Source organism: Saccharomonospora saliphila YIM 90502, assembly GCF_000383795.1.
GTDB classification, from domain to species: domain Bacteria; phylum Actinomycetota; class Actinomycetes; order Mycobacteriales; family Pseudonocardiaceae; genus Saccharomonospora; species Saccharomonospora saliphila.
The window spans coordinates 51,616-54,343 of record NZ_KB912705.1 but is presented as its reverse complement, the minus strand read 5'-3'; the positions used below and the strand labels follow the sequence as shown (position 1 = coordinate 54,343).

3 protein-coding genes are annotated in these 2,728 nt (G+C 74.0%); all 3 read left to right on the top strand.

The window, feature by feature from the left end:
• The first annotated feature begins 104 nt into the window (after positions 1 to 104).
• On the top strand, positions 105 to 1,241 hold the full coding sequence (gene ygfZ / locus SACSA_RS0116890) for a CAF17-like 4Fe-4S cluster assembly/insertion protein YgfZ (RefSeq protein ID WP_019818928.1): 1,137 nt from the start codon (positions 105 to 107) through the stop codon (positions 1,239 to 1,241).
• Between the two features lie 50 nt (positions 1,242 to 1,291).
• Positions 1,292 to 1,936, top strand: a complete 645-nt coding sequence (locus tag SACSA_RS0116885) for an RsiG family protein (protein WP_019818927.1) — start codon at positions 1,292 to 1,294, stop codon at positions 1,934 to 1,936.
• Positions 1,933 to 2,728 (top strand): asparaginase (locus SACSA_RS26320; protein WP_019818926.1); only part of this gene is annotated, 796 nt, incomplete at its 3' end. The genes SACSA_RS0116885 and SACSA_RS26320, both read left to right, overlap by 4 nt.

Genomic DNA, 2,728 nt, shown 5'->3' with positions numbered 1-2,728 from the left:
CCGACCCGCCGACAGGCCGCCACCACTCCCGCCCCCGACCGGCCGCCACGGGCTCCGCGCCCGCCGACCGGCCGCCACCCGAACGAGCCGCCTACGATCGGGACATGCCCTACGAGTCCGTCCTGCTCGGTCGTCCCGGCGCCGTCTCCGCTCCCGAGGGGCACCCCGAAGAGGGGGTTCCGTGGCACTGGGGCGACCCGTTCGCCGAGCAACGCACCGCCGTGCGCGGCGTCGCGATCGTCGACCGCTCACACCGCGAGGTGCTCACCGTCAGTGGTCCGGAGAGGCTGTCCTGGCTGCACCTGGTGATCTCCCAGCACGTCACGTCGCTGCCCGACGGAGAGGGCACCGAGGCCCTGGTGCTGGACAGCTGGGGGCGCGTCGACACGCACATGGTGCTCGGCCACCTGGACGGCACGGTGTACCTGGACACCGACCCCGGCGCGGAAGCCACGAGCGCGCTGCCGAAGGGCGGCAAGCAGAGCCTCGCCGCCTACCTGGAGGCGATGAAGTTCTGGTCGCAGGTGGACATCCACGACGCGACGGGCGAGCTCGCCGTGCTCACGCTGCTCGGTCCGGAGGCGGGCCGGGTGCTCGACGCGCTCGGCGTCGAGCTGGGCGAGCAGGCCTACGCCGTCGCCGCGCTGCCCGGTGGCGGCCTCGCCCGGCGGATGCCGTGGCCGGGACGCTCCAGCGTGGACCTGCTCGTGCCGCGCGCGGAGCTGGCCGAGTGGTGGCGTCGCGGCATCGACGCCGGTGCGCGCCCCGCGGGGTCGTGGGCGTTCGACGCGCTCCGGGTGGAGTCCCTGCGGCCCCGGTTCGGTGTGGACACCGACGAAAGGGCCATCCCGCACGAGGTCAACTGGATCGACACGGCCGCGCACGTGGCGAAGGGGTGCTATCGGGGACAGGAGACCGTGGCCAAGGTGCACAACGTGGGCAAACCGCCCCGGCACATGGTGTTGCTGCACCTGGACGGCTCGCCGGAGATCTACCCCGAGACCGGCGACCCGGTCGTGCGGGGCGAGCGCACGGTCGGCCGGGTGGGCAGCGTGGCCGAACACCACGAGCTGGGGCCGGTCGCGCTCGCGCTGGTGAAGCGTTCCGTCCCGGCCGAGGCCGACCTGCTCGCGGGCGACGCCGAACAGGAGCGGGCCGTCCAGGCCAAGATCGATCCGGACTCGCTGCCCGCCGAGCACGTGGCCCCGGGACGTGAGGCGGCGCAGCGGCTGCGGGGATGACATGATCCTCGGCACTGGCGTGTCCCACCGTCGAAGAGCAGGATGACCACGTGATCGAAGTCCGCCCCGGAGGGCGCCGCCGGATCGACCGCGTCCTCGCCGACGGCTACGCGCGCGACCTCGACCGGCTGCCGATGCCGACGTTGCGCACCCGGCGCGACGAGGCAGCACAGGAGGAGACCGACCTTTCCTACCTGCGCAGACTGCTGCACGCCCGCATCGACATCGTGCGCGCCGAGCAGCAGCGCCGCACCACGGGCGAGGCCACGAGCGTGGTGGAACAACTGAGCACGATCCTCGCGGACAACGCGCTCGGCCCGGCCACGGGCTCGGGACGGCACCAGCCGCTCGAACCGTCCCGCGCGGGCGAGTACCGGCGCAAGGCCGAGGCACTGATCGGCGACGCCGACCTGTCCGACGTCACCGCGCTCTCCGACGACACGCTCGCGGGCGCGCTGGAGACCTACCGTGAGCAGGAGCGCTCGGTCTCCCAGCGGCGGCGCGAGGTGCAGCTGGTCGTGGACGCGTTCAACGCCGAGATCGCCCGCCGCTACGCACGCGGCACCGCGTCGGTGGACGAGTTGCTGGCCAGTGAACGCGGTGACGCCGACGACCACGGGTTCGGCGAGGAGCAGCCCCCGGCGACCGGGTCCGCGCGCAGCGGGCCCGCACAGGAAGGAGACGCGAGCCGATGAACCCGTCGCACGACAACCCGGTGCTCGTCGAGGTCGTGCGGTCCGGGGTCGTCGAGAGCGTGCACAGGGGTGCGTTCGTGGTCACCGCACCCGACGGGTCGGTGCGCGCCGCGGCCGGCGACGTGGACACCCCGATGTTCGCGCGGTCGGCGAACAAGCCGTTCCAGGCGCTCGGCATGCTCCGCGCGGGTCTCGAGGTCGACGACACCGACCTGGCGCTGGTGTGCGCCTCACACACGGGCGAGCCGGGACACGTGAACCGGGCGCTGGCGCTTCTGCACGCGGGCGGGCTCGCCGAGGCGGACCTGCACTGTCCCCCGCAGCCTCGCCGCGCGGCGATGAACTGCTCGGGCAAGCACGCGGGAATGCTGCGCACGTGCCTGCGCCGGGGCTGGTCCACCGCCGACTACACCGACCCCGGCCACCCGCTGCAACGCACGATCGCCGAGACGGTGACGGAGCTGACCGGCGAACCGATCGCGGCCACGGCCACCGACGGCTGCGGGGCCCCGCTGTTCGCGTTCTCGCTGACCGGGCTGGCCCGTGCCTTCGGCGCCGCGTCCGCCACCCGGGTCGGCGAGGTGATGCGGGCCGAACCGTGGCTGGTCGCGGGGACCGGCCGCGAGGACACGCTGCTCATGCTCGCGGTCCCCGGGCTGCTGGCCAAGAGCGGTGCCGAGGGTGTGCAGGCGATGACGCTTCCCGACGGCGGCACGGTCGCCTTCAAGATCGACGACGGCGCGGCGCGGGCGCGCGGCCCGCTGGCCGTGGCCGTGTTGCGGGCGCTGGGCG